The organism is Deltaproteobacteria bacterium, from assembly GCA_029860075.1.
Classification (GTDB): domain Bacteria; phylum Desulfobacterota; class JADFVX01; order JADFVX01; family JADFVX01; genus JAOUBX01.
Genome location: JAOUBX010000155.1, coordinates 1 through 3,565 on the forward strand (window position 1 = coordinate 1; position 3,565 = coordinate 3,565).

Below are 3,565 nucleotides of genomic sequence, written 5' to 3' on the forward strand. Positions count from 1 at the left end.
CTCACTTCCCTCATGTGCTTGCCTTCTTCTGCATCGGTCTCCATGTCATCACTGGAACCGAGTATTCCGGGAATGAGCCATTCAACAGGCGATTTTCGTTTTGTCCAGAACAAAACGGCGGAATCGCCGATCTGAAGTTTTTGCCTGCTTTCAAAGCGAAGAAGATGGTTGAGAGCAGTCGTATAGGAAAAGGCAGCCCGCTCACTGATTGGCGCATTGTAACTCTGTTTTTTTCCATAAGAGGTAAAAGCATCAAGATTGAAGGAAACAAGAGATGCCCCGGACGTTTGCGCCCCTCTGACCCCTTTGATTTTAGGGTGCAGCCGTGCAATAGCTTCCTTTTTATTGCCCAATGCGCATGTGGCCACATAGTCGGCGTTCATCGAATGAAGAGATGCTTCCCATGCGGCCCTGATTTTTTCTCTCTCATGAAGGAAGGTCTTTTCACCGTCCAGTTTGAAAACTACGTTGAGCCCCCAAATATCATCAGAATCCCTCAAAAGTTCACCATATTGGTCCTCTGCCTTTTCCGGCTTCCAGCTATCGAGAAAAACAAGCAAGGCTCTCATTCCTTCATCATCAATGGAATCACCGAGCAGATGATGCCTTTTTCTGAAAGCCTCGAACATTTCAAGGCTTCGTTTATGAACCCCTTTTTTATCGATGCCAAGCACATAGGCAGTGTTATCCCATAGATAATTAGGTGCTATATTGGCGGAACGGTTTTCACCTTCCGGCACAATCAATTCCATAGGTCCTCGGCTTTTATCGTTCTTACGCAGGTCATAAAGCTGTACAAGATTCCCTTTTTCATCTATTACAAGAGAAAAGTGGATTTTTTGCCTGCTGAACCCCTGATTAGGTATACCCTGACTTGCATCAATGACAAGCCTGTTGTAATAATCATCGAGTTTGCTCAGTATCATCGGACTACCTCCCCGCTCTCTAAGGGCGGCACATGAATAACTCCGTCTTTCATAATGCCCCTGAAAAACCTTGCCTCCATGTCATTTTCAAAATCGATGTCATGAAGCATCCAGCCGAGATCCTTTTCACCGGAAAAAGGAGAAGACGCTACTTCCCCCTCAACAAGTTCGAAATTTGCCGAAAATTCACGGCATCCCAAATAGGGCTGGTTAAAGCACTGCCCTTTTCTTGCACGCCTCTCGAAAATTTCCTTGTGTTTGGCCGGATTATTGTCGTCACTGCCTGTAAATTCAAAGTGCGCTTCTATAATATATTCCACCTCGCGCAGAAGCAGGGAAGCGCGTTGCTGCCTGTTTTCTTCCGCAATAAGCTCGACAGATGAACTGCCGTTCTTCATCGCCTTTTTCACAGTTGCAACGGAAATTTTCGAGGAGACTTCATTACGCCGCACATTGTCGAACTTGACAGGCTTAAACACGTGAATTCTATCCACCACCCATCGAATGGCAGGTTTCCAATAGATAGCCTCCAGGATGCCTCGTGCAGCCGACGGCGTCATCACATCGTAACTGACCCGTTCCACTTTCATCTCCGGCCTTGAAAACAGGGCATAATCACCCCAAACCTTCAGTTTTATGCCGTAAGACATTTTCTTTACCCCCTTTCCTCTTTTGTTACTATTTATAGTTTTTATCCAATCAGACTCTCCGGTTTATGCCATGTTGGATCATCAAAACTTAGCCCCATATCGTCATCATAAAGATCGCTGTTGATAAGCACATGGAATCTGTCCTGCACCGTTTCAACTGCGCCGGCAAGCCTCGAAATATCCTTTTTAGTGGCCTGAATGGTAAAAGGCTGGGCCTTTCTTGAAGCAGCGGCAGGATTATCACTATAACGCAATTCACTCAATATTTTCTCGGCCCGCTTTATCTCATCTTTCCAGAGAATAAAAAGCGGCTCCCTGAAATCATCGGCTGGGATAAGAGTGAATTTTTCAGCAATTTCCCTGAACTGTATATCTATCAGCTTTCTACCCTCATAAAGTATTTTAAGAATGCCATGCTCATCGAGCCGAGCCCCTTCAAGCCAGTACAATTCCCTGAAATAATCTTCAACTGCCTCAATGGATAGAAAATCTTCCTCATGATGTCTCATTACCGTTTCAGCAATTTGAGCCTGCCTTTTAAAAATATCCGGTATCCCATTTTCTGGCTTAAAAACATAGAGCATTCCCCCTTCAGTAATGGTTCCTTCCCGGTTACAACGCCCTGCAGCCTGGGCAATGGAATCAATACCGGCCATTGCCCTGTAAACAACAGGAAAGTCAACGTCAACACCGGCTTCGATAAGTTGCGTACTGATTACAAGGCAGGGTTTCTCATCTTTAAGGTTTGATTTGATCTCCCTTATTTTTTTTGTTCTGTGCAACGGGCACATGGAAGCGCTTAAATGAAAGATATTTTCTTTCTTTTCCTCTTTTACAAGCCTGAATATCTCTTTTGCTTCCCCACGTGTATTAACAATACATAGCGCCTGCCTGTGCCTAAGCAATTCATTTGCAACCTCCTCTTCCGTCATCCGTCCAGTGAGTTGAGCATGCACGCGCTTTAAGGATTGATACAGCTTTTTACTGTCCGGAATAATTTCTCTGACACTCTCCTTTTTCAAACCGCCTTTAAATTCTTTTCTTTCTGTTAACGCAGGTTGAGTAGCTGTACAAAGGAGAATCGTCGTACTATAAGTGGAAGACAGTTCTTTTAAAGCTTCCAGGCAGGGTTTTAAAAGAGAAACCGGGAGCATTTGCGCCTCATCGAGAATTACAACACTTCGGGCAATATTATGCACTTTACGGCATCGGGATGACCTTGCCGCAAAAAGTGACTCAAAAAACTGGACATTCGTCGTTACAACAACGGGAGCATCCCAGTTTTCAGATGCAAGTCGGTTTCTTCTGTCTTCCTTATCTCCACGGAAAGGATCAAAATTGCTGTGATGCTCCAGGACGGCATTTTCACCAAGAAATCCCCTGAAGACCTGTGCATTCTGTTCAATAATACTTGTATAAGGAATGACGTATATAATGCGATCTAAGCCATGTTTGAGCGCATGATTAAGGGCAAAGGCAAAAGATGATAAAGTTTTTCCTCCACCTGTAGGAACGGTGAGAGAAAATAAGCCGGGATTGCTTGTTGCGGCAGAAAGACAGTTTTCTAAAATTTCAGCCCGTGTTGAGTTAATATCTTTTTCCGGGTCTTTTTTTGATAGCTCATCAAGCTTTTCAAAAAGCTTTTTCTCCAAAGCCGACAAATGTACCCAGCCTTTTCGATACTCTGATTTTTCCTTATCAATAAAAGCTTCAGTATCGAGAAAGTCCGCATCGACAAGCGATGAATAAATCATTCTGATAAAGAAAAAGCACTGGATTCCGTATCTCTCAAGTTCTGTAGAAAAAGGTAAATTATTGAATTGTGGTAAATCTTTCAGTAGTTCACAGGGGGCATCGGAATAAGGCGGAATTTCACTGTCAAGGCGCTTCAATAAGGATGAGTTTTTATAGGAATTCCCGTCAGGCAATCCGGCATGATGGCCCGCAATGGCATATGCAATTATCTTGCCACCCAATCAGGAATTTCAG

General features: G+C 44.0%; 3 protein-coding genes. All 3 read right to left on the reverse strand.

The features are described from left to right. On the reverse strand, window positions 1–926 hold a 926-nt coding region (cas8c, locus tag OEV42_21390; GenBank protein MDH3976825.1), incomplete at its 3' end, for a type I-C CRISPR-associated protein Cas8c/Csd1. Beyond that, window positions 923–1,576 carry a type I-C CRISPR-associated protein Cas5c gene (gene cas5c, locus OEV42_21395; protein ID MDH3976826.1) on the reverse strand — a complete coding sequence of 218 codons (654 nt, stop codon included), beginning with the start codon at window positions 1,574–1,576 and terminating at the stop codon, window positions 923–925. The genes cas5c and cas8c, both read right to left, overlap by 4 nt. Window positions 1,577–1,617: 41 nt before the next feature. Beyond that, window positions 1,618–3,552, reverse strand: coding sequence for a CRISPR-associated helicase Cas3' (cas3, locus tag OEV42_21400; protein MDH3976827.1), 1,935 nt, complete (start codon window positions 3,550–3,552; stop codon window positions 1,618–1,620). Window positions 3,553–3,565 lie beyond the last annotated feature (13 nt).